Origin of the sequence: Zobellia nedashkovskayae, from assembly GCF_015330125.1 — a bacterium.
Lineage (GTDB): Bacteria > Bacteroidota > Bacteroidia > Flavobacteriales > Flavobacteriaceae > Zobellia > Zobellia nedashkovskayae.
The window spans coordinates 4,806,465-4,830,359 of record NZ_JADDXR010000002.1 but is presented as its reverse complement, the minus strand read 5'-3'; the positions used below and the strand labels follow the sequence as shown (position 1 = coordinate 4,830,359).

Genomic DNA, 23,895 nt, shown 5'->3' with positions numbered 1-23,895 from the left:
TACATGCATAGTAGAAAAAGGCTGGTAATTGGTGTGATTTTACTCTTGGCGATTATTACGGAAGCGTGCAGTAAAACGAATACGTATGTTTTAAAATCCCCAGACCAATCCATTGAATTGACAATTGATAATACTGATGGTGCACTAAACTATGGGATGTCTATGAATGGACAACAGCTAGTTCAAAATTCCGAGTTGTCCATTTTTCCGAATACAAAAGTGAAAATAACGAACACCAAGGTGAGCTCCGTTGATAATACTTGGAACCCGGTTTGGGGGCAATTCAGTGAGATTCAAGATACCTATAATGAGTTAGAGGTATCCTTAGATTATGAGGGTGGCCCTGCCACTTTATATATTCGTGCCTATGATGGCGGCAGTGCTTTTCGTTTCGTAATTAATGAATTGATAGTAGATGCAGCACCTGCCTTCTATATTGAATATGGACTCTCTGTAAGCGATGAAGTTTATATGCCGGCTGGAGAAAGTATGCCCAAAGGTCCTATTGTTTTGAATGATTTGGCGCAGATGGACTCAATTCCGTACCGTTGGCAAGTGCCTTTGGTAATAGAGTCCAAGCAAAGCAAATATATCTCACTTCTTGAATCTGATTTGGTAAGTGCTCCGGGTTTTTCCGTTATCGATTTTGTATACGATAAGGAAAAAGGAAAACTCATTTCCAATAACGAATTTACTTCCGAAGGAAAAAAACTGGTGACACCTTGGCGTTTGATACTTTTGGAAGAAAACATAGGTGATTTACTTACCAACAACGTACCACAAAACGTAGCTGCGCCATTAGCTCTTAAAGACACTTCATGGATTAAGCCCGGAAAAACGGTATGGGACTGGCGTGTACATGGGTATACAACAGCAGATGGATTCAATTACGGAATAGATACGGAAAGCTATTTTCGATTTATCGATTTTGCCGCTGAGAACGGTGTTGAATACTTTATGATTGATGATGCTTGGTACACCGATGTTTCTGAAGGACATATTGAAATGTCCGATAAACTTGATTTAAAAAAGGTAATGGACTATGCAGAAGAGAAAGGCGTGTCCATATTGTTGTATTATGATAGACGAGAAGGGAATTACGGAGATGCTGCACTTTTTCCGTATTATAAAGAATTGGGTGCCAAAGGAATTAAATACGGCTTTATGGGGAGCAATGTTTCCTTTACTAGAGATGCCATTCAGATGAGCGCAAAAAGCGAACTGTTAATTGACTTTCACGATAGTCCGGTGCCGTTTACGGGAGTTACAAGAACATACCCTAATGCCATAACAAAGGAACATTGTCACGCCCAACAAGACTCCAGACGGGCTTTCACCCCAAAAGCCTTTATTAGAATGGCATTGATTAATGCTTTGCAAGGTCCGTTGGATATGAACAATGGTGTCTTTGATATAACCGGAGTTAATGCAGGGGAAAGGGAAAAAGGACCGAAAGCCAAAAACCTGTATACCACGGTCACTGCGGAAGCAGCCCGAACCTTGATTATTTTTAGCGGGCTCGTTTGTATTCCAGATGCTCCGGAAGCCTATACCGAAAAAAGCGACCTGTTTGAGTTTGTTAGGGAAATGCCCGTGGGGCAATGGGATGAAACAAAAATACTCCATGCCAAAATGGATGCCTATATTTCTACAGCAAGAAGGCATAACGAGTCATGGTTTATCGGTTCCGTGCATAATGAGCCCGGAGGAACTTTGCCTATTGCTTTGGATTTTTTGGAAGCCGGAAAGGAGTATGATATTACGTATTATGAAGATACGGAGGAGACTCATTTTAAAACAAATCCGGAAGCTTATCGTGTACGAAAAGGAGAGGTTAAAAAAGGAGATGTTATTAATGCCCAAATAGCACCCGGGGGAGGACATTGTATGTGGATTAGGCCTAGTAAGAAGTAAAGAATGATAATGAGAGCGAATATCATAAAGACTATTTTAAGTTGTGTTTGTACGGTGTTTTTGGCTTCCTGTGGAAACCAAAAGCAAATAGCTGAGCCAACTAAAAAACCGAACATCCTTTTTATTGTAGTTGATGATTTGGGCTATGCGGATTTAAGTGTTATGGGCAGTTCATATTACGAAACTCCAAATATTGATGGATTGGCAAAGTCGGGCACCATATTTACCAATGGATATGCCACTTGTGCTGTCTGTAGTCCGTCCCGAGCGAGTTTGTTGAACGGACAGTTTACTGCAAGACATGGAATTACCCAATATGAGGGAGCTAAATCTGGGCAGGCTTGGAAAGAATTGAATCGGTATACCAAATTATTGCCACCGGAGTATAAACATCACTTAGATCAAAAGGATGTCACTTTGCCAGAGGTACTGAAGGATAATGGGTATGCTACTTTTTTTGCAGGGAAATGGCATTTAGGAGGCGAAACGGACCATTCACTTCCAACAGACCATGGTTTTGATATCAACCAAGGAGGGTATGAGAAAGGTGGCCCCTATAGTGGCGGTTATTTTTCTCCTTTCAATAATCCACAAATGACGGATTATCCGGAGGAAAAAGGGATGTCGCTTTCTATGAAGCTAGCTAAAGAAACCTCCACATTTATCCGTGAACAAAAAGACTCAACCTTTCTAGCGTACCTCTCTTTTTACGCTGTACATTCCCCTATACAGACTTCTCAAACTAAATGGAAAAAATATAGAGATAAGGCGGATAGTATGGGCATTACCGAAAAAGGTTTTGAAATGGAGCGAGTGCTACCTGCTAGAACGAACCAAGACAATCCCGTATATGCCGGTTTAATAGAACAGGTAGATGAAGCCGTTGGTAGTGTTCTACAAACTTTAAAAGACCTTAGTCTAGATAAGAATACAATAGTGGTTTTTACTTCTGATAATGGTGGGGTTACCTCGGGCGATAATTTTTCCACTAACCAACTTGATCTTCGTGGAGGTAAAGGTTATCAATGGGAAGGTGGATTGCGTGTTCCCTATTTTATATATGTGCCATGGATGCTTCAAGAAGGTGTTAAAAATGAAGTACCCGTTTCTGGTGCTGATTTGTTTCCTACCCTTTTAGATTTAGCAGATATTCCTATTCAGCCGAAACATCATGCAGATGGAGTAAGCCTTAAGCCATTGCTGAAAGGGAAGCGTATTGCAGAAAGACCTTTGTATTGGCACTATCCGCATTACGGTAACCAAGGTGGAGAGCCTGTTTCCATAATGAGGAAGGGAAATTGGAAAATCATTCATTATTGGGAAGACAGTCACACGGAACTTTATGATCTAAATTCAGATTTGGGAGAAACTATTGATCTCTCTACAGAAAAAGAAACACTGTCGCTTGAAATGAAAAAAGAACTCTTGGCTTGGTTAGAATCTATGCAAACCGAATATGCCGAAGAAGACACTTCATGGAACGAAACTGAATGCAAACAAAAACTGGAAGACAATAGAAATATATTGATGCCGCGATTGGAAAAACAACGCCAAGAAATGCTGTCACCCGACTGGCAACCGAATAAAGATTGGTGGGGTAGTGCACGCTAAAACAATTCAAAATAATCATTTTTTCTAGAGCTAGATAATCACAATGAATAAATTGAAAATGAACAAAGTAAAATCTGGTTTGGGAATTCTAATGGTATTAGTTTTTTGCATAACGTCCTGTAATTCTGTAAAAAAGGAAAAAAATGCGAAGGAGGATGTAAAAACAGAAATCGACTCTATAAAGTTCTCTTATCAGGAAATAACAGGAATTGGAAAAGACTTCTTATATAATAAAAGGGATAATAGTGATATCATAAAAGTAGTTGATACGTACTACGTATGGTATACGCGTATGGTTAGTCCGGAAACTGCAGGTTATTGGGGAACTATCTGGTATGCAACTTCAGAAGATGAAGGCTACACGTGGAAGGAGCAAGGTATGGCGCTAGGCGTAGGAGAGGAAGGAGCGTTTGATAATCATTCGGTTTTTACGCCAAACATTTTAGCTTATGAAGGAAAATATTATTTGTATTATACTGGAGTAAAACCCACCCCAGACAATGCGAAAAACGAGTTTGAAAACAACTCAACTACAGACATTACCGCAATAGGTCTTGCAGTTTCAGATAGTCCAGACGGACCGTTTATAAGAGTAGAAAACAACCCTGTACTAGAGATTAGCAACGTAGCATCTGACTTTGATAGTTACCGAATAGATGACGCTAGCATGTTAGTTAAGGATGATAAAGTATGGCTGTTTTACAAGGGGAGATCTATCATACATGGAAAATCAGGGCCAAGTAAAACGCAAATGAGCGTAGCGTATGCAGATAGTCCAGAAGGTCCTTTTGAAAAGCATGATGGGCCATTGTTGGACAAAAGTCATGAGGTACTGATATGGGCAAAGGGTGGTGGCGTTGCATCGTTAGCTTCAATAAATAAGACTATAAATTTTGCAGTAGACGGAGTGAGTTTTTCCGTTATACAAGACAGCCTTGTAAATATTCCCAGAGCACCAGGTTTGTATCGTCCTCATTTAGAAAACGGAAATCCTAAAACCGAAATTCCTGGTTGGGGTATTTCACTGAAGGGAGGAAAAGGATTGGCTTATTTTGCTCGTTTTGAAAGTAAAAGTAATGAACACTAAGTTTATCTCCACTGATAATACTTGGGACCCGGTTTGGGGCAATTCATTGAAATTCAAGATGTATATCACTCCTTAGTATCAGAATACCTAATTCAGGCGATTATTGAAAAACGCCTAGCTAAATTTGGCCGTCAGCTCAGAAACTACTTCATCTATTACTTTGTTTTTTTTGATTTTCTCTAAGATTTTTGGAGCTACCACTCGCTCCTTACAGTCCATTATAGAACAACGTTCACAGGTGTTACCAACTATTTGTGTGTCTATTTTCGGGTCTTCTAAAAAGGCCATTTTCTTTTTCAATTGCTTATTGATAAGCAGACCAATACTAATACTTCTATATTGATCCTTTTTAAATGGATCTTTTGTGGCAGAAGAAAATACCAGGTATGAGACGTCATCATCCGGGTATTTGGATATTTGTATATCAAAAGCATGATCTTCTTTACTTTTATCGATGTCAGCTAGCACCTTTAATGAAACCCATCTTCTACAATAATGCTCATTGGTTTCATTACTATGAGGAGATTGTTGACTGGGTAAATGCAATTCTTTTGTCAGGTAATAATTTTTACTTCCTACGTCATGGGTAAAACGTAAAAAAAATAGCGTCTGAATGTTAAAATCTTGTGGTAGTAGATTTGTTAAACGTTGGTAGAAAGTTTCCGGTGAAGCCGCAAAAAAGGAAAAAATCTTTATAAAAGCTACCTTGTCAAAAGTGTCTTTTTTAATGAGTGTTGAAAACTCGTTAACCAGTGCCGCTCTAGGCAACAAAAGTGCGCCGGCAAAATAGGAGGCGTAAAAATTGTTCAGCACTTGATCAAAATTTTCAAACTTAATCCATGGAAACGTGTAAAGACGTTGCTCAAAATCCAAGTAGTTGTAGCCTATTTCTTTGGCATATATAAAAGTGCGTTGCGCCTCATCTATATCACTTGCCAGTAATAAGGTTTTAGTTTTTGGTACAAAGACAGAGCGCAAGTCGTAAAGTTCTTTGTGCTTTTTTAAATCGTTGTTATTTATAGTGTAACCGTATTCCTCAACAAGAACCTCTTCTAGTTCTTTAGATGATACTGGAGACTTCAAATCTATCTGATATGCCTTGCAAAACTTAACTACTTTCTGTTCTAAATCATCAAAATAATTATAGTTAGACTGTTGGTAGGAGCGTAAAGAGGAAAGGTAAAAACTCTCCCTATTAAAGTTGTAATGTTTAGCAACTTCAATTATAGTAGTGATAAAGGCATTGACCTTATCAGGCGCGTTTGCAATAATATCAATTAGGTTGCTCTCTTTTATTCCAAAAAGTTCCAATGGAATTTCCTTTAGAATCTTGGATTGTAAAATTTCACCAATAGGGGCAAGATTCTTATCCAATTTTAAAGAAACGAGGTCATCGTAAGGAATATCTAATTTTTCTGATAGTATAATAATCTTATCGGTCTTTGGATATTTCTTGCCTTTTTCAATTTCGTTCAGATACGATTTTGATAGTTTGGCAAGCTTTGATAATCCAAACAGAGATAGATTTCTTTCGGTGCGGATCTGTTTTAATTTCAGTCCAAAAATGAGCTTAACGTATTCTTCTTCCATAGTTCAAGAGCAAAGATAATCAATTATGCGAACATTGTAAATTATGTTAAAGTTTAAAATTTAGCGAACGTTCGCTAGAATATGTGAAAACTTTATTTTAATATTGTTTCATAAAACAATCGAGATATGGAAAATAGAACAACAACATTTACCAAATGGCAGTTTAATGCGGAAGTAAAAAATTACTATCCTCAGGTATTGACCGAAGAAGCTATGGCTTTTTTAACGGCCCTCCATGAGCGTTTTGATAATGAAAGATTATCACTTTTGGAGAGGAGAAAGGCAGAACAAGCTTTTTTTGATAAGGGAAAGTTTCCTGAATTTCCTGTTGAAACCAAAAGTATTAGAGCATCTGATTGGACAGCCTCGTCCATCCCGCATGATTTACAAGATCGTCGTGTAGAAATAACCGGTCCTGTAGATCGTAAGATGGTAATCAATGCCCTAAACTCAGGCGCTAAAACCTTTATGGCAGATTTTGAAGATAGTAATTCGCCTACTTGGTCTAATTGTGTAGAGGGGCAGCAGAACTTAATTGATGCCAACAAAAAAACAATTGATTTTTACAATCGGCAAAAAGACAAGTCTTACACTTTAAATACGGAAACAGCTGTTTTATTGGTGCGCCCAAGAGGTCTCCATTTAAACGAACGCCATATTCATATTAAAGAAAATGAAATATCTGCCAGTTTGTTTGACTTTGGACTTTATGTATTTCACAATACTAAAACTATGATGGCAAATAATACGGCCCCATATTTTTACCTTCCAAAGTTGGAACACTATTTAGAAGCACGCTGGTGGAACGAGGTTTTTGAATTTGCCCAAGAATACCTTAGTGTACCAAAAGGGACTTTCAAAACTACTGTATTGGTTGAAACCATTACTGCAAGCCATCAACTAGATGAGATTATATACGAACTTAAAGACCATATCGTTGGTTTAAACTGTGGCCGTTGGGATTATATTTTCTCTTTTATCAAAAAATTCAGAAATCACCCTAACTTTTTGGTCCCCAATCGTGATCAAGTAACTATGACGTCTCCTTTTATGGATGCCTATTCAAAATTGGTAATTCAGCGCTGTCATAAAAGAGGGATTCTTGCGATAGGAGGTATGGCAGCCCAAATTCCAATTAAGAATAATCCGAATGCTAATTCAGCTGCTTTAGAAAAAGTTCGGTTAGATAAAGAGCGAGAGGTCCAAAATGGACATGACGGTACCTGGGTAGCACATCCTGATTTAGTAGAGGTGGCTATGAACGAGTTCAATAAGCACATGCCAACCCCAAATCAATTGCATGTTACACGTAATGATATATCCATTACCGCTGCAGATTTGGTAGAACTTCCCATAGGTACGGTTACTGAAGAGGGCGTACGTAAAAACATCAATGTAGGAACCTTGTATTTAGAAGCTTGGCTTAGAGGTAATGGAGCTGTAGCGTTATACAACTTAATGGAGGATGCCGCGACAGCAGAAATTTCAAGAACACAGATTTGGCATTGGTTAAATAAAGAGGCTGTTCTTGAAGACGGTAGAAAATTTGATAATGCCCTTTTCAATACCATTTTTGATGAAGAAGTCGAAAAAATACTTACAGAAGTGGGGCCTTCTAAAATAAAGGAAACTCAGTTTAAAAGGGCTTTTAAACTATTTCAAGAATTGATTTTAGCCGATGATTTTGAAGAGTTCTTGACGATACCGGCATATAAGTATATCTAAAAAGAAAGAACCCTGCAGATGCGCGAACATCTATTACAGGGTCCTAATTATTAATAAATAATAACGTAAAACAAAAGTATGAAAACTTTAAAAAAATCTAAAGCTTTAGTTACCGAATGGTCAATTAGCAACACGTTGCATTACAGCGGGTCAGGAAATAGAAATGGACTTACGTCATTAATTAATCAAAACTCTTAAAACTCCACTATTATGACAAATTATAATTCAGCTCTTGATGTTGTACGTAACTTAAAAGCTAAACACGGAAATACTTGGGCAGCCATAAACCCAGAGAATTCGGCTAGAATGGCTATTCAGAACAGATTTAAAACAGGATTGGATATTGCTAAATACACGGCGTCCATTATGCGTAAAGACATGGCAGATTATGATGCAAACCCTATGAACTATACCCGGTCCTTAGGTTGCTGGCACGGTTTTGTGGCGCAGCAAAAAATGATAGCGGTAAAAAAGCACCACGGTACTACAGATAAATCATATTTATATCTTTCTGGTTGGATGGTAGCGGCATTGCGTTCAGAGTTTGGTCCTTTGCCCGATCAGTCCATGCACGAAAAAACCTCGGTGCCTAAATTAATTGAAGAAATCTATCAATTTTTAAGACAAGCAGATGCTGTTGAATTAAATGACTTATTTCACCGTCTGGATGCAGGAGAGGATGTACAGAATGAGATTGATAATTTTGAAACGCATATAGTTCCTATTATAGCAGATATTGATGCGGGATTCGGTAATGAGGAGGCCACTTATTTATTGGCAAAGAAAATGATTGAAGCGGGTGCTTGTGCGCTTCAGATTGAAAATCAGGTGTCAGATGCCAAACAATGTGGTCATCAAGATGGTAAGGTAACCGTACCGCATGAAGATTTTATAGCAAAACTAAATGCTTTACGTTATGCGTTTTTAGAGTTAGGTGTAGATGAAGGTGTAATCGTAGCTCGTACAGATTCCGAAGGTGCCGGCTTAACTCAGAAACTTCCTGTTTCTCAGGAAAAAGGAGATTTAGCTTCTAAGTATATCGATTTTATAGAAGCAGAAGAAATCTCTATGGAAGATGTAAAAGAGAACGACGTATTGATAAAGCGGGATGGTAAATTGGTTCGTCCCGTTCGTATGCCTAACGGACTCTACAAGTTTAAAGCAAACTCTAATATAGATAGAGTTGTACTTGATTGCATAACCAGTCTGCAGAATGGAGCGGATTTACTTTGGATAGAAACACCAACACCACATGTAGGCCAGATTGCAAATATGGTGAACAGAGTAAAAGAGGAAGTACCTAATGCGAAGTTGGTATATAATAATTCACCATCTTTCAATTGGACGCTTAATTTTAGACAACAGGCATATGACCTTATGAAAGAAGCTGGTGACAATATATTGGGGTATGATAGGGCAGAGCTGATGGATGCTAAATATGATAAAACAGAACTGTCTGAACGTGCAGATGAAATGATCAGAACGTTTCAAGAAGATGCCGCTTTACATGCAGGTGTTTTTCATCACCTAATTACTTTGCCAACATATCATACAACAGCATTACAAATGAACAATCTTGTCGAAGGCTATTTTGGTGATATGGGAATGTTGGCCTATGTAGATAATGTTCAGCGCCAAGAAATACGTAAAGGAGTGTCTTGTGTAAAACACCAACGTATGGCCGGTTCTGATTTGGGTGACGATCACAAAACCTTCTTCGCTGGTGATAAAGCCTTAAAAGCAGGTGGCGAAAAGAACACGAGTAATCAGTTTTCTATTGATAAAAAGGAGAAGCGAGAAGCTGTTTTATCTAGATAGTTTTACTAATTTTAATGATAAAGGCGACGTATACGTACTTCGTCTTTATCATTATTTTCATAACACGTATTTATTCTATTTCAATGCATTAAAAGTTTGTACTATAACTAATATAGATGTCTATGTTTACTACAGCAGATCTTTGGGACGAAAACATCGGAATTTTTGAATGTGCGACCCCTCTTTTTAAATCTTTTGGAAACAAGAAGACCTTCTCGGGAAAAATATCGACCTTAAAATTATTTGAAGATAATTCTTTGGTGCGCAAAAAATTAGAAACAAAAGGTGGAGGAAAAGTTTTGGTTATAGATGGTGGAGGTTCCTTGCGTTGTGCCTTAGTCGGGGACCAACTTGCCGCATTGGCTTTAAAGAATAATTGGTCCGGAATTATTGTTAACGGTTGTATTCGTGATAGTGAATTAATTAATACGATGGATGTGGGTGTAAGGGCTCTAAATACATGCCCCGTTAAGAGTGTTAAACGTAATATGGGGGAGAATGATATTCCTGTAAATTTTGGTGGGGTTACATTTGTTCCCGATCATTACGTGTACGTAGATACGGATGGTATACTATTGAGCGAACAAGCCGTTTTATAAATATTTCATCAATAAAATTAAAGATATGAAAAGTAGAAAATTATTAATGATTCCTGGCCCAATAGAATTTGAGCCAGAAGTTTTACGTGCCATGGGTATGGCAACTACCAGTCATGTAGCACCAAATTTTATTGAAATTTTTGGAAAAAGCCTAGAGATGATGAGAGAGGTTTGGTTGGCACCAAACGGACAGCCTTTTATAGTTGCCGGAACAGGAACATTAGCTATGGATATGGCTGCGGCCAATCTTATAGAAAAGGGAGATAATGCCCTTGTAATTTCTACCGGATACTTCGGAGAAAGGTTTAAGGATATTTTAGATAGATATGGAGCAAATACAACAATATTGGAAGCTCCCGTTGGTGAAGTTGTATCTCTTGAGGCTATTGAGAATGAGCTGAGGTCTAAATCATACAAAGTCTTAACCATGACTCATGTAGACACCTCTACTGGAGTTCTTGTTGACCCCGAACCTATAGCTCAATTAGCCAAAAAATATGATGTTTTAAGTATTCTAGACGGTGTTTGTTCTGTTGCGGGTGAAGAAGTTAAACAAGAAGAATGGAGTATTGATGTTGTTCTGACTGGTTCTCAAAAAGCAATAGGCGTACCTCCTGGTCTAGCACTTTTAGTAGCCTCCCCAAAAGCAATGGAGATTTGGGAAAATAGAAAAACACCCGTATCTAGCTACTATTCTGACTGGAACAATTGGTTACCGATTATGAAAGCTTATGAAGAAAGACGCCCTTCTTATTTTGGAACACCTGCCGTTAATTTAATCGTAGCCTTAGAAACCAGTTTAAAAACCATATGTGCAGAGAAGATAGCCAACAGGGTGGAAAGGAATAAAAATTTAGCAGAAGCCTTTAGAGCAGGAATTAAAGCACTTAATTTAGAGACATTACCTAAAACAGAAAAAATTACGGCCAATACATTAACAGCTATATATTATCCCAAAGGTATTGATGGGGCGGAATTACGCTTAAAAATCGCTAATTATGATGTTATTATTGCTGGAGGATTACTTACGGAAATGAAAACCTCCTATTTTAGAATAGGTCATATGGGCTCCGTATCTTCTAGTGATTTAGTAACCGTTTTGAGTGCCTTGGAAATGGCGTTATTAGAATTAGGCCATTCTTTTGAGTCTGGAAAAGGCCTGCAAGCTTTTCAAGATACATTGTTAGAATCTAAGCGAATAGCCTTAGTTATTTAATGGGAAGACCTTAAATCATTAAAGTTCATGTGGATAATATTAGCCCATATGAGTTTTTTGAAACTTATAAATATTCGCTTGAAAATTGGAAGAATTCTTTTTTTAGATTTCCATACGCTTCTCGTTGGGTTTCCATTTTGCTACGAAGTTTAAGGTGTTCTTTTACCCTGGGGATATCCATGGATTCATGTCCATTAGGTGTATGGTCTAAAATGTTTATCTCATGTTGTTTAATGCTTTTTTTGATATCCCTAACGACATCACTTTGAAGCGTAAATACATCCTTATAATGCTCTAGTTTTGCGAGTACTTCTTTATCTGTCCAATGGCTTATTAATTCTTTTAGCTTGTTCTCCAATGATTTTAATTCGCCTTCCCAAAAGGTTAGTTCTGACGTCCACAAGGTGTGTTCAAAATGTAGGTCAGAATTATAAATTACGTCTACCATGATGTTTTGTTTTAATTCTATAATCAGTTTTTATTGATAACACGAATAGGACAGCGATCCAATTTTTATAACTTAAATTACTTCTTTTTATGAGTGTCTAAATGATGCTGAAGCAGTTCTTTTAAATCTTCCAAATATTCCTGCATTACCTCTTTGTCGATATGTGGATGGTTCTTTGTTGGTAGGGTCATAGGGTTTTCATCCAGGGAACGATAAAGCTCCGGATAATTGGTTTCAATATTGGTGGTAAGCTGTGTAATTTGATTTAGTATTTTATGTAGATCTTTCATTTTATGAGTATTAAATCTTCTAAATTATATATGTTGTACTAATGATGAAATTTACACAACAATTCTAAATGATTTATTTTGGAATTAAATTTAGACGTCGTACCATTTCTTCCGCATCTATTACATGTTCCGTAATGGAGAAAACTGCTTTTCTATTTTTTCTAAAGCTCTTAACAAAAGAGGCAAGGTCATCTTCTATTTGTTGATGCTCTGTCCTAAACTTATTGGAGTCGTAAGCAAACGGATTATCCATTAACTCAGCCAAATGGTGCAAGTTTGTATTTACGTGCTGTAGTAATTTGCTAGATTGGTTATCCATCTCAACTAATCCAACTTCAATTTGTCGCACCATATCTATGTTTTCTTTTTTAGAGATCCACATAAAATATTTATCAATAAGGTGGTGTAAAAACTTAAGGTCATCATTATAGAATTCAAGATCAGATTTCCAATGCTCTGTTAGAACATATAATTCTGCCCAATCAGCTTCTTGAATATAGCTGTCTTTCGGTCTTTTTCTAAAATTGCTCACAACGGAATTATTTAGGTTATACAACTGGACTAGTACAAATGTATTGAGATTGTTATGATGAAAGCATGACGTAGGTCATGATAAAGAGGTAATAGTAAACTTATATTGTTTTGTATTAGGGCAAATGACCAATAGGGGCATATTCACAAAATAAAATATCATTAATTATACAGAATTTCATAAATAATTCACAACATGATCTATGTCAGGTCATCAACATGTCAAACTTTATAATTTTGAGTAATTAATAGTAAAGACATAGCTGTAAACTGGGAGAAGACTTACTCCAAATCTTTAGAATAAGGCAACATTAACTTGATATAAATCCTAAAAAGATTATGCCAGAATTAGCCACATCAGAATATGAAATTGTTTTGTATTACAATCCTAGCAGAGCGTCTGCAGAAAAAACATTGGCGTATGCAATAGGAGAGGGACTACCAGTACGGGACGTAGATATTCTTAAAAATATATTTACCGGAACCCAATTGGAAGAATTAGCCGAGCGTCTGTCTGTACCTCTAGAAGGATTGGTTAATAAAGATTATCCTGACTTTCCGTCTGAGTTCAATGATGCGAACCTGTCGGATAATGATTGGATCAAGCTGCTGCGTAAGAGTCCGGAATTCATTAAAGAACCAATTGCTATTCGTGGTCATAAAAGCATATTTGTAGAGACCCCTAGCGATTTATCACGATTATAAGCAGCTCATTAATTAGTATGAGATTCGTAATTATTTAATTAAAAAAGATATGAAAAGGATATGTATTGCATTGGATTATAATCCATCAGCAGAAAAAGTAGCAAAAACAGGGTATGCTTATGCCAAGGCCTTGGATGCAGAGATTTTTTTGGTCCATGTCATTTCTGATGCTTCCTATTATGCCATTGACTATTCTCCGTTTTTGGGTTATGAAAGTCCCTTTAACACAGGCTCTATGAAATTGGTACAAGAACTGATGCAGGGAGCCAATAACTTTCTTACAGATTCAGCGGCACATTTAGGTGGAGGAAGAATAAAGACAGCTGTTTTGGAAGGCGAAGCTGACGAGGCTATTTTAGAGTATGTAAATGAGAATAAGATGGATTTATTAGTAATTGGTACACACAGCCATAGCTCTTTTGAAAATGTGCTGATGGGTAACACCGCTGTAAAAATTGTAAAGCATACGAAAACACCTTTGTTGGTAGTGCCAACCAAAGTTGAATAATAATATAAAAGGATAGAAAATACAGGTTCCTTTATTTTCTGCAAAAAAATATGAATACGGCTCCATTTTCCAGTTTGAAAGAATAGGGTCAACATTAAATTAACCACCCATGTTAAAAAGAAACGCAATTTTAGTTTTTTCGATTTTACTGCTAACAGTAAGTTGTAGCAGCCCCTTAACAAATAAGGATAGTGGTTCTACTATTGAATTGAGTGAGAACGATGTGTTTACAATTGACCTGCAAGGAGAAGATTTTCCTGAATATGAATGGCGTATTGTTTCAGAAAATAATCATATAAAACTTGCGGAACCAGTTACAGCGGAGACTAGTGGGAAAAATACGGAATCTACGTTTAATTTTAAGACTGTGGGTACGGGAGAGGATATGCTTAAAATAGATTACACTAATGGAACGGAGACTAAAAAAACTTTTAAGTTAAGAGTCATTATTGGAACCATGGGGCGTATTGAAGCTTATTAGGTGAATCATTAGACGTATTTTCTAATGAAATAATATTAAAAATAGGGAATAGGGAACTCATTTTTAAACCCAAACGAGAACAGTAATAATAAAAAAAAGAAGATGAAACTAATTACAATAGTACTTGCATTGAGCATGACGTTTGTTGTGTCTGCACAGACAAGAAAGGATAAAAAAATTATTAAAGATGCCGCTAAGGCAAAAAAGGAATTAGTAAAGACCGATGCCAATATTAATACGTTTTTTGAAAACTCTGCCGGTTATGTCATATTTCCAAATGTTGGTGAAGGTGGTTTTTTAGTTGGCGCAGCATCGGGTAACGGCGTGCTCTATCAAGAAGGCACTGCACAAGGTATGGCTAATCTTAAAAAACTAGATGTGGGTTTCCAAGCTGGTGGTCAATCTGTTATTGAAGTCATTTTCTTTGAAAGTGAAGATGATGTAATGGAATTTGAAGAAGATAATTTTGAATTTTCGGCTCAAATTTCTGCTGTGGCCCTTAAATCCGGAGTGGCTGCGAATGCTAAATATAAGGATGGTGTTGCGGTTTTTACCCTACCTAAATCAGGACTTATGGCAAAGGCTACCGTAGGTGGGCAAAAATTTAAGTACAGTTCTTTTTAGAAAGAGGGAAGATTATTCTTCAAAAAAGGAAATCATAAATTCAATTTAGAAGAACCATGAAAACATTCTTACTAGGTGCAATAATGCTTTTTTGTATGCTAATGGTCAATGCTCAAAACCCATATGAAATTACGGAGCAGAATATGCCTTACAATAAAATGGCCACTAGTTTCACGGCTAATATTATTGGCCAGAACGAAAGTAATGTATACTATCAATGGCAAAAATTTATTGAGGAGCATAAGGGTAAGACCTATTTGGTTTCTGCCAATGAAGGTAATGTGGAGTTTGAGAGTGAACATGTGAGACTTCCTATGTTAGGTGAAAAATTGGTGGTATTGCATACACGTTTCGCCCCCAATTACTCAGAGAACGGCGTATTGTTGACTTTATGGATAGAGCTTCCTGACGGCAGTTATTATTCTTCTAAAACCGATGAAGATTCCGCACAAAAAATAAAAGATTGGCTGTTGAAGTATGATCAACAATTGACCAGTATTGAGTTTAGATATTGATAATTCTTTATTGATTAAATTTTAAATCAAAGAAGTGTTTTTTTTATTCAAACCCGGTGAATAAAATCATTGCCCAAAGAGCGGCCGTAGATTTAATTTTCCGGGTTTCTTTTTTTTCCGAACAAAAAAGAGGGATTTTCTTGAGACGATATGGTTGATTTTTGATAAGAGGATATTTGATAATGTGCTGTAAAGAATAAAGTTCTAATGATTTCAATAAAAATTATAGAAACATGAGCTTTAGTTTTATATAATGGAAGTGGGGTTTGAAGGGGTTAGATTACTTTTGCCATTAAGCCCAGATTACTTATTTGCACTGCCGTGCTGACATCAACACCTATTCTTGGCAAGTAGAATAGGTAATCAGTAGTGGATGTAATTAATTTAGTACAATTGTTAACAGCTTAATTTAAGACATGGATTTATTTACGATTATTAGTATTTTCATGGTGCTGGTGTCCATTTTCGCGTACATCAATTCTCTGTTCTTAAAATTACAGACTACTATAGGCACCATGATTATTTCCATTGTTTTTTCGTTGGGGATACTCGGTTTATCCAAACTCTTTCCTGAGCTGATAAAATTTGAAAAGGATATTGTAGGCACAATCGATTTCAAAAATTTATTGATGGAGGGCTTATTAAGCTTTATGCTTTTCGCGGGAGCGGTGCACGTAAATATCACTGAACTGAAATCACAAAGATGGAAAATCGTAGCTTTTTCCAGTTTAGGCGTGGTGATTTCTACTTTTTTAATAGGAGGCATTTTTTTCTTGGTTTTGCAACAAATAGGTATGCCTTTACCTCTAGTTCATTGTTTATTGTTCGGTGCCCTGATTTCTCCAACAGACCCTATAGCGGTTATGGGTGTATTAAAGAAAATTGGCATAAAAAAATCTATGGAAACTACTATCGTAGGCGAAAGTCTTTTTAATGATGGCGTAGGAGTGGTGGTATTTCTAACCTTATTACAATTTGCCAACGCCGGTAATTTGGACGGTATTGATCCGTTGGGTATTGCAGAAAATTTTTTAGTAGAAATTGGAGGAGGCTTACTTTTTGGATATATTCTAGGACGGATTGCACATAGGGCAATTTCAAAAATCAATTCGTATGAAACGGAAGTGCTCATAACTTTAGGTATGGTAATGGGCGGTTATGCATTGGCTGGCAAGATTGGTGTTTCGGGACCGATTAGTATGGTTGTTGCCGGGCTTTTTATTGGGAACAAAACCTATCGTCAAGAGAAAAAAGAAAATACGGTAGATTATGTGGATAAATTCTGGGAGTTGATAGATATCCTGTCCAACGCTATTTTGTTTGTGTTGATAGGCTTGGAAATAGTACTGATCCCGTTTTCGCAGCAAATTATTATCGTTGGTGTTTTAGCTGCTTTTGTGGTAATATTATCTCGTTTTCTATCTGTAGGAATGTTGATAGTTGTATTGCAAAAATGGCTGCATTTTGACTCAAAAACATCTTTGATAATGACCTGGGGAGGCTTAAGAGGAGGCATTTCCATAGCAATGGCACTTTCCTTGCCACAGACTGTTTCATGGGATTATATCGTGCCTATAACTTACTTAGTGGTAATTTTTTCTATAATTGTACAAGGTTTAACGCTAGAAAAAGTTATTCTTCGTTTAACAAAATAAGAACACCAGATTGCATAAAATGTTATATTCAATCTACTTTATATAAATTATGTCTACTAATTTCTTTGTCGTTCTGCCCCTTTTTCTTGTAATCACACTTATCATCTGGCGGATTTGGTTCTATAAGAAAACGGTTAATTTGAACAATTTTAATTCAGCTTGGCGCAATATCCTTAACAAAGAAGTATCATTTTATACAGATTTATCTCCCAAAGATAGGTTCCGTTTTGAAGAAGAAATTTTATACTTTTTTGATGATGTAACTATTACGGGTGTAGAAATTGAAATTAATGATACCGATCGTTTGTTAGTAGCTGCAAGTGCTGTAATACCGTTGTTTGGATTTCCAGAATTACGCTACCGGAATATTAACGAAGTTTTGCTATATAAAGGAAGTTTTAATGATGAACACCAAACTGAGGGTGAAGGGCGTAATATTTTAGGAAAAGTAGGTTCGGGCGGTATGAACCGTTTGATGATTTTGTCTTTGCCCGCGTTGCATGCTGGATTTGCAAATGAAAATTCTACCACTAATGTGGGTATTCATGAATTTGTTCACTTAATAGATAAGGCCGATGGCGCAATTGATGGTATTCCCGAAAGTCTAATGCAAAAGCAATATGTTGCCCCTTGGCTAAAATTGATGCATAAGGAAATAGATGATATTAGGAAAAATAAGTCTGACATTAACCCTTACGGTGCTACTAGCGAGGTAGAATTTCTAAGCGTTGCCAGCGAATATTTCTTCAATAATCCAGAGGCATTTCAGAAAAAGCACCCTGAACTTTATGAATTAATGAAGAAAATGTACCGTCATTCTTTCTAACGTATACTTCATAACCAAGTGCTGTTTAATTGTTTTCTACTTATTCAATTTGTTCTAAATTCAGTATAATTTTTTTCTCTTTTAATGGCACGCTGTTCTGTGCGTTGTTTTCTTCGGGGTATAACTTCTCAGTACCATAGGTAATTTTAAAAGTAGAACCCTTTAGAGAGTCATCGTTTAAGTTAAATTTCTGGAGGAGTTCATGGTTAATTATATTGAAAGTTATCGGACTTTCATCTAACCGACTTATAAAAAGGTAGCCTAGCTCAGATTTACTGTCGTAGGAAGCATCTATCATGTGCATTATTTTACTGTCTTCGCTTTGGCCTTGCAGTATATTTACAAATAGAACAAGAATAAGAAGGGGTATTAATTTTTTCATAGTTCAGATGTCTTAGTCGTTGATTTTCTTATGGTCTGGACTAAGGAGTATTAATAGAATAAAAAACCTTAACCGTCCGCTAGTTAAGTAGTTAAAGTTATGAATTACAATGGTAAATACTACTATTTCTTAAACAATCTTAGACATGTTTGGTTGCATAAAATCTATAGAAAGTATTGGATTAACTAAATATCAGCAATATAACTTTCCAAATTCTCCGAACGTTTCAACCCCATTTTCTTACGTATTCTAGAACGTGAGACATGAACACTGTGGGGTTCTATATTCAGGATTCTAGCCATTTCTTTTGTACTTAAATTCAGTTTTATGAGGGCACAGTGTTTCTGTTCTGTTGAGCTAAGTTTAGGATGTAGTTCTTTTAGTTTATCATAAAATGCTGAATTGACTTGGGTGAACTGAAGGTTAAATTCATTCCATAGGTCTTTAGACCCCTTTTTATATTTACTAAAAAGGGATTTGTAATGAGGGGAGAATTCTGTTTTTAGTAGGTTCAAAAGTTCATCTATAGCAGTATCCTTGTCTATTAATTGTATTGCATAAGAAGTGAGCTCCTTGCTCTTTAATTCTATTTCATTATTGCTACGCTCTTCTATAAATTTCGTTTTGAGTTCAGCTTCTTTTTTATGTAGAAGGGTCTTTTTGAGCTTTAGGCGCATCTGAAAAACAACACCTAAAACAAGACCTAATAGAACTAGTAAAAAGAGAATAATTTTAAGCCTAAACTGAATGGTATTACTCTTTTCAATAGTCCGTGTTTTTTGTTCTAATTGCGCATTTTTCTCTGAAATAGATTTTAAATAAGAATCCTTTATTTGAAAAAGCTCGCTGTTAGTTTGGTTCTTATTATGTAGGACCTGGTCAGCGGTATTTGTTGACTTAACAAGGTAGTCATAGGCAAGTTTGGTATCTCCGTTTGCAGAATATACTTCAGATATTTTTCGCAAAACTTCTGTTTCCAAATCGTTCCTGAATCCTTGATCTTGGCTCAGAGCTAAACTCTCATTGTAAAAGAATAGGGCACTATCTTTTTGGCCAAGGTCTTTTTTTAAATCGCCTAAATACAAAGAGATGTTGGGCCTGTAACTTGCTTTTTTTCCTAACGTATTGTTGCGAGATAAATGTAAAAAGGTATTTGCTTTTTTATACTGATGTAGTTCTTGCATAATTTTACCCTTTTCAGCATCCCAAAAAGGCATTTCTATACTTTTTTCTAGGGCAACGGAAGGAGTAACAAAACAAGAATCTAAATACTGCAGCGCTTCTTGGTGGTTCCCCATTTTTCTTTGCCGTACGGCCATATACATATAGCTAGAAATAAGATTATCTATTTGCGTAGAATCTTGAGCGTATAATTTTTTTGAAATTTCCAAGGCTTCCGTTAGATAGAAAACAGATTGCTCGTTCATATTAAATTCATCGTAAAGACGAGCCAGACTAATTCGTATTTGAACTTTTTGAGCTTTATTATGAGCTTGGTCACTTAAATATTTAGCTTGCCAAAGGTGGTCAAAAGACTTACTAAATTTTCCTTTTCTTTTTTCAATTTCGGCCATAGCCAAAAGACATTTTACCGCTGCACTTGTATCTTTTTTTCTTTCAAAATAGACTTTAGATTTATCAAGAATTTGATAGGATTCGGTAGGAAACAAATTTGAATCTGCTATAGCTTCCTTAAACCGATTTGTATAATAGGAAGTGCTGTCGTGTATACTATTTTTAGATTCTATAGTTTGATAAATTCCAATTTCTGTGATGAAGAATAGAATGGTAATTATATGTAGTGTTCTGTAATACAGAGGTGTGTGTTTTTGTTGAGGTATTCAAATCAAGATATTAAATTAAAATATGATTATAGTTATAATTAAGGGCAAATATACACTTGTATAATATTTGTAAAGTGCGTTTTTACCATTTTTTCATTTTCTATAGTTAGTTTTGAGAGGTATGCATGTGGTTGCACTAATACAAATAAGAAAATCGAAATAATGTAAAATTACCATGCTATAGTATGATAAAATTTAAGATGTTCATGAATAGATTTAGACACACTGCACTTATGTTATTAGTAGCATTATTCGTTACTAAAGGATTTGCACAAGAAGAGAAACCGCCTAATGTAATTTTGGTGATGACAGATGATCAAGGTATAGGTGATTTAGGATGTCATGGTAATCCATGGATAAAGACACCTAACATAGATAAGTTCTATAAACAAGCGGTGCGCATGACCGATTTTCATGTAAGCCCTATGTGTACACCAACCCGTGCAGCTTTAATGACGGGAAGGTATCCGGTAAATAATGGTACGTGGGCAACTTACAAAGGCCGCGATGCTTTAGCGGAAAATGCAAATACCATGGCAGATGTATTTAAAAAGAACGGGTATAAAACCGCCATGTTCGGCAAGTGGCATTTGGGAGACAATTATCCGTCAAGACCTACAGACAGCGGTTTTGATGTAGCTTTACATCATAAAGCAGGTGGAGTAGGAGAGCTATCCGATTATTGGGGAAACAGTTATAATGATGATGTGTATTACGTTAATAACGAGCCTAAACAATTTTCAGGGTATTGTACAGATGTTTGGTTTCAAGAAGCCATGGGTTTTATGGACAAAAATAAAGATGCTCCGTTCTTTCTTTACCTACCAACCAATGCACCTCATAGCCCCTTTATTGTTACAGAAAAGTACGCGGCTCCTTATCGGCATTTAGTAGGAGATAAAATTGTTGGAGCTGAATTCTACGGAATGATAACCAATATAGATGAGAACTTTGGAAAACTAGAAGCTTACTTAAAAGAGAAAAAACTAGCAGATAACACCATACTGATTTACATGACGGACAATGGTTCTGGAGGAGGGCTTAGTGAAGATGGTAAGTTAGGGTTCAATAAAGGGTTTAGAGGGAGAAAAGGCCAACGTACGGAAGGAGGTCATCGGGTTCCTTTCTTTATCCGCTGGAAAGATGGGAAGATAAAAGGAGGAAAGGACCTGAATGAATTAACGGCACATGTGGATTTGATCCCCACTTTAGCCGGACTTTGTAATCTTGAAATTCCTGAAGGCATGAAGTTAGATGGAATCGATTTTTCGCCTTTACTACTTAATAACGGAAAGTTAGATGATAAAAGAACAGTGTTTGTTCATACTCGTCAAGATTATCGTACGCCGCATGATAAAGAAGATACCGCTATACTAAATGAGAAATGGCGATTGGTAAACGGTAAGGAGCTTTACGATATAGAGGCCGATAAACATCAAGATATAGATGTAGCATCAGGAAATAAGGAAGTGGTAGAAGGACTTTTGTCTCAAAACAAGGCGTTTTTAGATGTGGCAAAATCAGGTTACGAATACCAGCAATTTCCGGTGAGTACTATTGGGAATGACAGTCAAAAGGAAATTAAGCTAACCATCCAGCACGCTATTGGAGAAGACGGTGGAATCTGGAAACCTGAGCAAGTAGCATCAGGAATGAAAAATAGAAACAATACACATCCAATAAAAGTGGAGAAAGCCGGCAGGTATAAAATATCGTGTATGCGTTGGCCCAAAGAATGTGCTGGACCTATTTTGGGTATTCCTACGGAGAATCCAAAAAACCAGTATGAATATAAAACTATGCATCCAGAGAAAGTGCGTATTCAGATTGCTAATCAAATTAAAGAACAAACTGTTGAAGGAGATATGCAGAGCGCAGATTTTATTTTAAATCTAGAAGAAGGCAAAACTATGCTGGTAAATGACTTCATTGAAAAGGGAGAAACCTTTGGCGTGTATTACACCTACATTGAATACCTAGGCAAATAATAAACAGAGCTTTTAAAAATATAACTAGACCATATGATGAAGAATATAATTTCCTTATTTCTGTTGCTTTTTGTGCTAAGCACATGCAAAGCACAATCTGAAAAGCAAGTAGTAGAACCTACTGAAAAGCAAGAAGGTTTCCCTTTTGTATTACCAAAAGAAAAACCCAATAGAAAAATGAGTGCTGCTATGGAGCGCATTTATACGGACTATGAAGCCCCGCAACCACAGCACAACGAGCTGTTTAGTCAGTTTAAGTATACGGAGTTAAAAGGATTTGATTATAACGGTCACGATGGTACAATTACAAGAAGAGATCCATCAAAAACACTTTTACATAATGGGAAGTACTATGTATGGTATACGTATAGGAACACTTCTACAGCGCCAAGGGGAGCAGATATGAGCAATGATACTATTCCGTCTTCAGATTGGGATTTATCGGAAATTTGGTATGCTACTTCTACAGATGGTTTTACTTGGGAAGAACAAGGTGTGGCTATTAAAAGACCCCAAAAGCCTATGGTGGGTTGGCGGTCTGTAACCACTACGGATATTTTAGAATGGAAAGGAAAGTATTACCTCTATTACCAAGGTTTCATGGAGGCCAGTGGTAAAAGAGGGGACGATTGTCCTGTTGCAGTTTCTTATGCAGATTCACCAGAAGGCCCTTGGACGCCTTATAACAAGATTGTGATTGAAAACGGAAAAGAAGGAGAATGGGACCAGTATTCAATTCATGATCCCTATCCGTTAGTACATAATGGTAAGGTCTATATTTATTATAAATCAGACTTTGGTGAAAAGCCGGATAAGGTACGCATGCAAGGACTTGCTATAGCGGATAGTCCCTTAGGGCCATTTAAGAAGCACCCGTTGAATCCTGTGATAACCTCGGGGCATGAAACCTCATTGTTTCCTTTTAGAAAGGGAGTAGCGGCTTTGGTGTATAAAGATGGTCCAGAGCATAATACAATTCAATTTGCAGAAGACTGGGTTAATTTTGAAATTGCTTCGATAACGGAATTGATGCCTTATGCCGCTGCGCCCCATGTGCCGGATGCTTTTACGAATACAGAGGATGGTCGTGGGATTACTTGGGGCTTGGCCCATTTTATTAATTTAGGAGGAAAAGGTGAATTCCATTCAAAACTGGTGCGTTTTGATTGTGATTTAAGCTTGGATATACACGATGAAGAAATGAAAGAGCACCGGGTTAAACATAAACCTGACGTGTACTTCAGACAGGGATTAAGTAAAAAACAGAAGGAACGTATACAATCTGAGAGTTTAAAGAACTAATTAATAGTTTAACAAACGTATTTAAAGGAGCATCATTTTATGGTGCTCTTTTTTTTATGCTCGGATTTTATCAGAATAAGTAGCTACTTCTCATTTCCAATTTCCATTCGTCTATAGGTAATTAGGTTTCAAGTGTAGATAAACGGTACTCACCTAAAATATCAAATTTTAACTAGAGCGATGCCGTAATTTTGGTGTAAGCAAATTAAAGAAATCACAATTTAGTTCATTAAAAT

Annotated in this window: 22 protein-coding genes; 16 read left to right on the top strand and 6 right to left on the bottom strand. The window is 36.6% G+C overall.

Going from position 1 to position 23,895, the window contains the following annotated elements; translation table 11 throughout:
• The first annotated feature begins 3 nt into the window (after positions 1–3).
• The 3 genes from IWB64_RS19950 to IWB64_RS19940 are packed head-to-tail and all read left to right on the top strand — an operon-like array spanning position 4 to position 4,612.
• Positions 4–1,914: a glycoside hydrolase family 97 protein gene (locus IWB64_RS19950; RefSeq protein WP_194535684.1), complete on the top strand. Its 1,911-nt coding sequence runs from the start codon at positions 4–6 to the stop codon at positions 1,912–1,914.
• Between the two features lie 9 nt (positions 1,915–1,923).
• A complete protein-coding gene (locus tag IWB64_RS19945; protein ID WP_194535683.1) occupies positions 1,924–3,525 on the top strand; it encodes a sulfatase in 1,602 nt (533 codons plus the stop codon).
• 43 nt (positions 3,526–3,568) lie between these two features.
• The gene (locus tag IWB64_RS19940) at positions 3,569–4,612 is read left to right on the top strand and encodes a family 43 glycosylhydrolase (RefSeq protein WP_226975958.1); all 1,044 of its coding nucleotides are present in this window, start codon (positions 3,569–3,571) and stop codon (positions 4,610–4,612) included.
• 114 nt (positions 4,613–4,726) lie between these two features.
• On the opposite strand, the gene IWB64_RS19935 is transcribed toward IWB64_RS19940, so the two are convergent.
• A complete protein-coding gene (locus IWB64_RS19935) occupies positions 4,727–6,202 on the bottom strand; it encodes a helix-turn-helix domain-containing protein (RefSeq protein ID WP_194535681.1) in 1,476 nt (491 codons plus the stop codon).
• Positions 6,203–6,328: 126 nt separating this feature from the next.
• On the opposite strand from IWB64_RS19935, the gene aceB reads away from it, so the two are divergent.
• The 4 genes from aceB to IWB64_RS19915 all read left to right on the top strand — a co-directional run bounded on the left by aceB (position 6,329) and on the right by IWB64_RS19915 (position 11,560).
• Positions 6,329–7,927 (top strand): malate synthase A, encoded by a 1,599-nt coding sequence (gene aceB, locus IWB64_RS19930; protein WP_194535680.1) that lies wholly within the window; start codon positions 6,329–6,331, stop codon positions 7,925–7,927.
• Positions 7,928–8,137: 210 nt separating this feature from the next.
• Complete coding sequence (locus IWB64_RS19925; protein ID WP_194535679.1) at positions 8,138–9,745, top strand: isocitrate lyase; 1,608 nt, start codon at positions 8,138–8,140, stop codon at positions 9,743–9,745.
• Between the two features lie 122 nt (positions 9,746–9,867).
• Positions 9,868–10,344: a ribonuclease E activity regulator RraA gene (gene rraA, locus IWB64_RS19920; RefSeq protein ID WP_194535678.1), complete on the top strand. Its 477-nt coding sequence runs from the start codon at positions 9,868–9,870 to the stop codon at positions 10,342–10,344.
• A 25-nt stretch (positions 10,345–10,369) separates the two neighbouring features.
• Positions 10,370–11,560, top strand: a complete 1,191-nt coding sequence (locus IWB64_RS19915) for a pyridoxal-phosphate-dependent aminotransferase family protein (RefSeq protein WP_194535677.1) — start codon at positions 10,370–10,372, stop codon at positions 11,558–11,560.
• A gap of 64 nt (positions 11,561–11,624) precedes the next feature.
• On the opposite strand, the gene IWB64_RS19910 is transcribed toward IWB64_RS19915, so the two are convergent.
• From IWB64_RS19910 to IWB64_RS19900, 3 genes are all read right to left on the bottom strand, one after another.
• A complete protein-coding gene (locus IWB64_RS19910; RefSeq protein ID WP_194535676.1) occupies positions 11,625–12,008 on the bottom strand; it encodes a hypothetical protein in 384 nt (127 codons plus the stop codon).
• A 77-nt stretch (positions 12,009–12,085) separates the two neighbouring features.
• Positions 12,086–12,298, bottom strand: coding sequence for a hypothetical protein (locus tag IWB64_RS19905; protein ID WP_194535675.1), 213 nt, complete (start codon positions 12,296–12,298; stop codon positions 12,086–12,088).
• Between the two features lie 73 nt (positions 12,299–12,371).
• Positions 12,372–12,830 carry a hypothetical protein gene (locus IWB64_RS19900; RefSeq protein ID WP_194535674.1) on the bottom strand — a complete coding sequence of 153 codons (459 nt, stop codon included), beginning with the start codon at positions 12,828–12,830 and terminating at the stop codon, positions 12,372–12,374.
• A 338-nt stretch (positions 12,831–13,168) separates the two neighbouring features.
• Between IWB64_RS19900 and IWB64_RS19895 the strand changes: the two genes are divergently transcribed.
• The 7 genes from IWB64_RS19895 to IWB64_RS19865 all read left to right on the top strand — a co-directional run bounded on the left by IWB64_RS19895 (position 13,169) and on the right by IWB64_RS19865 (position 18,143).
• Entirely contained in the window at positions 13,169–13,534 is a 366-nt protein-coding gene (locus tag IWB64_RS19895) for an arsenate reductase family protein (RefSeq protein ID WP_194535673.1), read from the top strand.
• Positions 13,535–13,583: 49 nt separating this feature from the next.
• A complete protein-coding gene (locus IWB64_RS19890; RefSeq protein ID WP_194535672.1) occupies positions 13,584–14,042 on the top strand; it encodes a universal stress protein in 459 nt (152 codons plus the stop codon).
• 109 nt (positions 14,043–14,151) lie between these two features.
• Positions 14,152–14,523 (top strand): hypothetical protein, encoded by a 372-nt coding sequence (locus IWB64_RS19885; RefSeq protein ID WP_194535671.1) that lies wholly within the window; start codon positions 14,152–14,154, stop codon positions 14,521–14,523.
• 102 nt (positions 14,524–14,625) lie between these two features.
• Positions 14,626–15,147 (top strand): lipid-binding SYLF domain-containing protein, encoded by a 522-nt coding sequence (locus IWB64_RS19880; RefSeq protein ID WP_194535670.1) that lies wholly within the window; start codon positions 14,626–14,628, stop codon positions 15,145–15,147.
• A gap of 56 nt (positions 15,148–15,203) precedes the next feature.
• The gene (locus tag IWB64_RS19875; RefSeq protein ID WP_194535669.1) at positions 15,204–15,662 is read left to right on the top strand and encodes a hypothetical protein; all 459 of its coding nucleotides are present in this window, start codon (positions 15,204–15,206) and stop codon (positions 15,660–15,662) included.
• Between the two features lie 416 nt (positions 15,663–16,078).
• Complete coding sequence (locus IWB64_RS19870; RefSeq protein WP_194535668.1) at positions 16,079–17,317, top strand: cation:proton antiporter; 1,239 nt, start codon at positions 16,079–16,081, stop codon at positions 17,315–17,317.
• 49 nt (positions 17,318–17,366) lie between these two features.
• A complete protein-coding gene (locus tag IWB64_RS19865) occupies positions 17,367–18,143 on the top strand; it encodes a M90 family metallopeptidase (RefSeq protein ID WP_194535667.1) in 777 nt (258 codons plus the stop codon).
• A gap of 40 nt (positions 18,144–18,183) precedes the next feature.
• On the opposite strand, the gene IWB64_RS19860 is transcribed toward IWB64_RS19865, so the two are convergent.
• On the bottom strand, positions 18,184–18,525 hold the full coding sequence (locus tag IWB64_RS19860) for a hypothetical protein (RefSeq protein ID WP_194535666.1): 342 nt from the start codon (positions 18,523–18,525) through the stop codon (positions 18,184–18,186).
• 185 nt (positions 18,526–18,710) lie between these two features.
• Positions 18,711–20,195: a helix-turn-helix domain-containing protein gene (locus IWB64_RS19855; protein ID WP_194535665.1), complete on the bottom strand. Its 1,485-nt coding sequence runs from the start codon at positions 20,193–20,195 to the stop codon at positions 18,711–18,713.
• 380 nt (positions 20,196–20,575) lie between these two features.
• Here IWB64_RS19855 and IWB64_RS19850 point away from each other — a divergent pair, with 380 nt between their 5' ends.
• Together IWB64_RS19850 and IWB64_RS19845 are read left to right on the top strand one after the other, a co-directional pair.
• Positions 20,576–22,357 carry an arylsulfatase gene (locus IWB64_RS19850; protein ID WP_226975957.1) on the top strand — a complete coding sequence of 594 codons (1,782 nt, stop codon included), beginning with the start codon at positions 20,576–20,578 and terminating at the stop codon, positions 22,355–22,357.
• Between the two features lie 36 nt (positions 22,358–22,393).
• A complete protein-coding gene (locus IWB64_RS19845) occupies positions 22,394–23,659 on the top strand; it encodes a glycoside hydrolase family 117 protein (RefSeq protein WP_194535953.1) in 1,266 nt (421 codons plus the stop codon).
• The last annotated feature ends 236 nt before the right edge of the window (positions 23,660–23,895 follow it).

Excerpts from the sequence above, each read along its gene's own strand:
- IWB64_RS19850 (WP_226975957.1), top strand. The coding sequence starts at position 20,576 with ATGAATAGATTTAGACACACTGCACTTATGTTATTAGTAGCATTATTC.
- IWB64_RS19845 (WP_194535953.1), top strand. The coding sequence starts at position 22,394 with ATGAAGAATATAATTTCCTTATTTCTGTTGCTTTTTGTGCTAAGCACA.
- IWB64_RS19880 (WP_194535670.1), top strand. The coding sequence starts at position 14,626 with ATGAAACTAATTACAATAGTACTTGCATTGAGCATGACGTTTGTTGTG.
- IWB64_RS19945 (WP_194535683.1), top strand. The coding sequence starts at position 1,924 with ATGAGAGCGAATATCATAAAGACTATTTTAAGTTGTGTTTGTACGGTG.
- IWB64_RS19935 (WP_194535681.1), bottom strand. The coding sequence starts at position 6,202 with ATGGAAGAAGAATACGTTAAGCTCATTTTTGGACTGAAATTAAAACAG.
- IWB64_RS19925 (WP_194535679.1), top strand. The coding sequence starts at position 8,138 with ATGACAAATTATAATTCAGCTCTTGATGTTGTACGTAACTTAAAAGCT.
- IWB64_RS19915 (WP_194535677.1), top strand. The coding sequence starts at position 10,370 with ATGAAAAGTAGAAAATTATTAATGATTCCTGGCCCAATAGAATTTGAG.
- IWB64_RS19885 (WP_194535671.1), top strand. The coding sequence starts at position 14,152 with ATGTTAAAAAGAAACGCAATTTTAGTTTTTTCGATTTTACTGCTAACA.
- IWB64_RS19940 (WP_226975958.1), top strand. The coding sequence starts at position 3,569 with ATGAATAAATTGAAAATGAACAAAGTAAAATCTGGTTTGGGAATTCTA.
- IWB64_RS19865 (WP_194535667.1), top strand. The coding sequence starts at position 17,367 with ATGTCTACTAATTTCTTTGTCGTTCTGCCCCTTTTTCTTGTAATCACA.
- IWB64_RS19875 (WP_194535669.1), top strand. The coding sequence starts at position 15,204 with ATGAAAACATTCTTACTAGGTGCAATAATGCTTTTTTGTATGCTAATG.
- aceB (WP_194535680.1), top strand. The coding sequence starts at position 6,329 with ATGGAAAATAGAACAACAACATTTACCAAATGGCAGTTTAATGCGGAA.
- IWB64_RS19905 (WP_194535675.1), bottom strand. The coding sequence starts at position 12,298 with ATGAAAGATCTACATAAAATACTAAATCAAATTACACAGCTTACCACC.
- IWB64_RS19870 (WP_194535668.1), top strand. The coding sequence starts at position 16,079 with ATGGATTTATTTACGATTATTAGTATTTTCATGGTGCTGGTGTCCATT.
- IWB64_RS19860 (WP_194535666.1), bottom strand. The coding sequence starts at position 18,525 with ATGAAAAAATTAATACCCCTTCTTATTCTTGTTCTATTTGTAAATATA.
- IWB64_RS19895 (WP_194535673.1), top strand. The coding sequence starts at position 13,169 with ATGCCAGAATTAGCCACATCAGAATATGAAATTGTTTTGTATTACAAT.
- IWB64_RS19950 (WP_194535684.1), top strand. The coding sequence starts at position 4 with ATGCATAGTAGAAAAAGGCTGGTAATTGGTGTGATTTTACTCTTGGCG.
- IWB64_RS19910 (WP_194535676.1), bottom strand. The coding sequence starts at position 12,008 with ATGGTAGACGTAATTTATAATTCTGACCTACATTTTGAACACACCTTG.
- IWB64_RS19890 (WP_194535672.1), top strand. The coding sequence starts at position 13,584 with ATGAAAAGGATATGTATTGCATTGGATTATAATCCATCAGCAGAAAAA.
- rraA (WP_194535678.1), top strand. The coding sequence starts at position 9,868 with ATGTTTACTACAGCAGATCTTTGGGACGAAAACATCGGAATTTTTGAA.